The sequence below is a fragment of the Kribbella sp. genome, assembly GCF_035687465.1.
Lineage (GTDB): Bacteria > Actinomycetota > Actinomycetes > Propionibacteriales > Kribbellaceae > Kribbella.
This window is the reverse complement of sequence record NZ_DASRXP010000410.1, coordinates 1-4,431: the sequence shown is the minus strand read 5'-3', so window position 1 is coordinate 4,431 and position 4,431 is coordinate 1. Positions and strand designations below refer to the sequence as shown.

Genomic DNA, 4,431 nt, shown 5'->3' with positions numbered 1-4,431 from the left:
CGAAACACCCGCCTCGGCCGCCACCGCGCGATGACTGACACCGGCGACCCCGTCCCGCTCGACCACCCTCAACGTCGCCGTCAGCAACTCGGTGCGACGAAGGTTGCCGCGCAGCCTCCGGCCGTCGGTTCTGGTCGCTAGTACCTGCCTGACCTGCACGAACGGCAAACTATCAGGACAGACGTACCACTTGTTTTTCGGGCCCGAAAACGGTCGGATCGGCGCTTTCGGCGACATACGCTCGTCCTCGTGCCTCACAACGACACTTCACCAGGAACCGCTCAGCCGGCCCCGATGAGTACCGCGATGCGCAGGGCGTTGAAGCGTGCGGACGACGGCAAGACCCTCGACCCGACCGAGGCCGAGATCCTGCTCACCGCCTCCGGCGAGGCCCTCGTTGCGCTGATGGCGACAGCCGCCCGGGTCAGGGACCAGGGACTGGCGGACGCCGGGCGCAGTGGGGTCGTCACGTACTCCAAGAAGGTCTTCATCCCGCTCACGCGGTTGTGCCGGGATCGCTGTCACTACTGCACCTTCGCGACCACACCAGGCCGGGTGCATTCGCCGTACCTGAGTCCTGATGAGGTGCTCGAGATCGCGCGGCAGGGGGCGGCGCTCGGCTGCAAGGAGGCGCTCTTCACTCTTGGCGATGCTCCCGAGGATCGCTGGGACGCGGCTGCTCAGTGGCTCGAAGAGGCTGGCTACGACAGCACGCTCGACTACGTGCGGGCGATGGCGATCCGGGTGCTCGAGGAGACCGGGTTGCTGCCGCACCTGAACCCGGGCGTGATGTCGTGGCAGGACCTGCAGCGGCTGAAGCCGGTCGCGCCGAGCATGGGCATGATGCTGGAGACCACCTCGCGCCGACTGTTCGAGGAGAAGGGCCAGCCGCACTTCGGTTCGCCCGACAAGGACCCGGCGATCCGGCTGCGGGTGCTGGAGGATGCCGGTCGGTCGAACGTGCCGTTCACCAGTGGCCTGCTGATCGGCATCGGCGAGAACCTCGAAGAGCGGGCCGATTCCATCTTCGCGCTGCGGCGGATCGCCCGGCAGTACAGCGGTATCCAGGAAGTGATCATCCAGGGGTTCCGGGTGAAGCCGGACACGGCGATGCGCAATGACGCCGACGTCCCGCTGGACGAGTGGCTGGCCGCGATCGCGGTCGCGCGGATCGTGCTCGGCCCACGGATGCGGGTCCAGGCGCCGCCGAACCTGGTGGACCTCAACGAGTGCCGCCGGCTGCTCGATGCCGGGGTCGACGACTTCGGCGGGGTCTCGCCGCTGACGCCTGACCACGTGAACCCTGAGCGTCCCTGGCCGCAGATCGACGATCTTGCCAAGGTGACGGCCGAGGCCGGTTTCGCCTTGCGGGAAAGGCTGACCGCGCACCCGGAGTACCTGCGGGAGCCCTGGCTGGATCCGCGGCTGATCTCGCACGTGGAGGCGCTGGTCGATCCCGAGACCGGGCTGGCGAACGAGGACGCGTACCCCAAGGGTCTGCCGTGGCAGGAGCCCGATGGCGGCTGGGACAGCGTCGGGCGGACCGACCTGCACACCGCGATCGACACCGAGGGCCGCCGTACGGAAACCCGCTCCGACTTCGACGCGGCGTACGGCGACTGGGACGTCCTCCGCGAAGACGTCGCCGCCCGCCGCGCTGGAGAAAGCCAGCCGGAGCGGATCGAGGCCGAGGTGAAAGCTGCCTTGGCCGCTGCCGAGCGGGATCCGGCGGGGTTGTCGGATGCTCAGGCTCTGACGTTGATGACGGTTACCGGGCCGGCGCTGGACGCGTTGGCGGGGATCGCGGATGAGTTGCGGAAGGCAACGGTCGGCGACGATGTGACTTATGTAGTGAACCGGAACATCAACTTCACCAATGTCTGTTACACGGGTTGCCGCTTCTGTGCCTTCGCCCAGCGGCGGACCGACGCGGACGCGTACTCACTGTCGATGGATGAGGTCGCCCAGCGCGCCGAGGAGGCCTGGGTGATCGGCGCCACCGAGGTCTGCATGCAGGGCGGCATCCACCCGGACCTGCCCGGTACTGCGTACGCGGACCTGGTGCGGGCGGTCAAGGACCGGGTCCCGGAGATGCACGTGCACGCGTACTCGCCGATGGAGATCGTGAACGGCTCCGTCCGGACCGGGCTGTCGATCGAGGAGTTCCTGATCTCGGTGAAAGAGGCCGGGCTGGACAGCATCCCGGGCACGGCGGCGGAGATCCTGGACGACGACGTGCGCTGGATCCTGACCAAGGGAAAGTTGCCGACGGCAAGCTGGATCGAGGTGATCAGTACCGCGCACAAGGTGGGACTGCCGTCGTCGTCGACGATGATGTACGGGCACGTGGACTCGCCGCATCACTGGGTCCAGCACCTGCGCACGATCGCCGCGGTGCAGGACCAGACGGGCGGGTTCACCGAGTTCGTGCTGCTGCCGTTCATCCACCAGAACTCGCCGATCTACCTGGCCGGTGTGGCGCGCCCCGGTCCGACGTACGACGAGAACCGCGCGGTGCACGCGATGTCGCGGATCATGCTGCACGGGCGGATCGACAACATCCAGTGCTCATGGGTGAAGCTCGGCGTCGACGGTTGCGTCGCAGTACTGAACGGCGGCGTGAACGACATCGGCGGCACCCTGATGGAGGAGACCCTCAGCCGGATGGCCGGCTCCAAGCACGGCTCCCGCAAGTCCATCGAAGAGCTGACCCAAATGGCCACCGCCGCAGGCCGCCCGGCCCGCCAACGCACCACCACCTACGGCGAGGTCCACCGCCCCCTCAGCAACGTCGGAGGCTCACTCGACCTGCTCCCCTGACAAGCCTGCAATCGCTTGTTTTACAGGGTTTCACGTCGATCGCTGAGTGCGATGAACTGACCACGGCGTTCCCCCGTACTTCCTCCGAAAGGGATTTACGGGGGGAACCACCATGCTCATCTTTATCCTCGCGACCATCACCACCACACTCGCCCTGATCGTCTACATCGCCCTGACGACCACCCCACTCCTCCAAGACCTCCTCAACCTCGACAACCGACCGCGGTGCGGGAGGAGAGCGAGGGGAAGGGATGACGAAGCGGAAGCACTCGTACGCGAGGATGTCGACCTCGATGCCGAGGTGGTGCGCGACAAGCGGGGCGAGCGCATCACGGAGAAGCGCGCGAGTGAGCTCGCGGAAGACGCTCTGGAGCAGGCTCGGGCCGGGCGCCCATCACTCAGTGGCTCCCGGCGGGCCTCGCCTCAGATCGCCTTCCGGGTGCCCGATGAACTGCAGGCTCGCGCCGAGGCGAAGGCCAAAGCTCAAGGCATCAGCCTGTCGCAGTTCGCCCGGGAGGCGCTGGAGCGCGCGGTCGGCGAGTGAGTTTCAGCGGTGATTGACGGTGAACGAACAGCGAGCGTCAGCGAGCCGGGTCGAGGTCGACTGCGGTGGTTCGGTTTCGGCGCTTGGTGCCGAGCCGGTGGCCGACCACGATCAGACCGAAGCCGATCAGGTAGATGGCGCCGGTGACGGCGAGATACTCCCACGACACCGCCTGCGGATCCTCCGGGAATCCCCGGGTCCGATCGCCGACCCAGCCGCGGACCAGGTCCACGCTCTGGAAAGTGAAGGTGTAGCTGAAGATCGCGATGTAGGCGACGCAGGCCGACAGTCGGCTGCGGAGCAGGAAGCCGAGCGGGAAGGCGCAGAGCACGGTGATCAAGGCAATCATGAGGATCCCTCCGAGGTGGATGTCTGATGACATCTCCAAGCTCCTCTCACCGAGCCTGACGGACATCCGTGCCACCGCCGCACCTGATCGACGCCAGCACTCACGTGCTGGCACTGGTGCGCTATCAGGCCGTCCCGGCGATCATGAGGTGTGGTCAGGTCCAGAGCTCTCCGCTGGGTGGTAGCCGCGACGGTCGTCTTCGTCGCGGCCACTGCGGTGCGGTCAGCACTGGCTTTCGGCCCGGCCTCCATCGGCGAGCCTGCGGATTTCCCCACACTGACCCTGCTCTTGGCTCCTGCGCTGATCCTCGGCTGGCTGGTCGGGCTTCGGGCTCCGACGAGTCCCGTTGGGCCAGCACTCGCCTGGACGAGCGCCTTACCGGCCGTGGTGTACGCAATCGAGGAGTGGGGCGCGAGCTACTTCACGGCCGATCCCTGGCCGGGTTCTCACACAGCCGCGGTAGTCGGTGTCGGTGTCTGGCCTTGGCAGTTCCTGGGCTTCGTCGCGTTGGTGCTGGTGTTCCCAGACGGGCCTCTGCCGGGATGGCGGTGGCGGCTGGTTGCGATCGCCGCACCTTTGGCAGCCTTGCTAGTGAACTTCGTCGTCTCCACTGACACCGTCAACTACTCAGATCAGCCAAGTGGCCTGCAGTTGGCCGGCAGTCCACCCTTCGTGCTGCCGCTGCCGCTGCGGATCGCCCTGCTCTGCTTGGCGTTCG

4 protein-coding genes are annotated in these 4,431 nt (G+C 66.9%); 3 read left to right on the top strand and 1 reads right to left on the bottom strand.

Going from position 1 to position 4,431, the window contains the following annotated elements; translation table 11 throughout:
• Positions 1-249: 249 nt before the first annotated feature.
• Complete coding sequence (locus VFG33_RS21230; RefSeq protein WP_325054658.1) at positions 250-2,820, top strand: bifunctional FO biosynthesis protein CofGH; 2,571 nt, start codon at positions 250-252, stop codon at positions 2,818-2,820.
• 112 nt (positions 2,821-2,932) lie between these two features.
• Positions 2,933-3,364 carry a toxin-antitoxin system HicB family antitoxin gene (locus VFG33_RS21225; protein WP_325054657.1) on the top strand — a complete coding sequence of 144 codons (432 nt, stop codon included), beginning with the start codon at positions 2,933-2,935 and terminating at the stop codon, positions 3,362-3,364.
• Positions 3,365-3,401: 37 nt separating this feature from the next.
• On the opposite strand, the gene VFG33_RS21220 is transcribed toward VFG33_RS21225, so the two are convergent.
• Positions 3,402-3,746, bottom strand: coding sequence for a hypothetical protein (locus tag VFG33_RS21220; protein WP_325054656.1), 345 nt, complete (start codon positions 3,744-3,746; stop codon positions 3,402-3,404).
• A 117-nt stretch (positions 3,747-3,863) separates the two neighbouring features.
• Between VFG33_RS21220 and VFG33_RS21215 the strand changes: the two genes are divergently transcribed.
• The coding region (locus VFG33_RS21215) for a hypothetical protein (RefSeq protein ID WP_325054655.1) at positions 3,864-4,431 on the top strand (568 nt) is incomplete at its 3' end.

Bases quoted from the DNA above. Each gene is read 5' to 3' on its own strand.
- VFG33_RS21225 (WP_325054657.1), top strand. From the start codon at position 2,933: ATGCTCATCTTTATCCTCGCGACCATCACCACCACACTCGCCCTGATC.
- VFG33_RS21220 (WP_325054656.1), bottom strand. From the start codon at position 3,746: ATGTCATCAGACATCCACCTCGGAGGGATCCTCATGATTGCCTTGATC.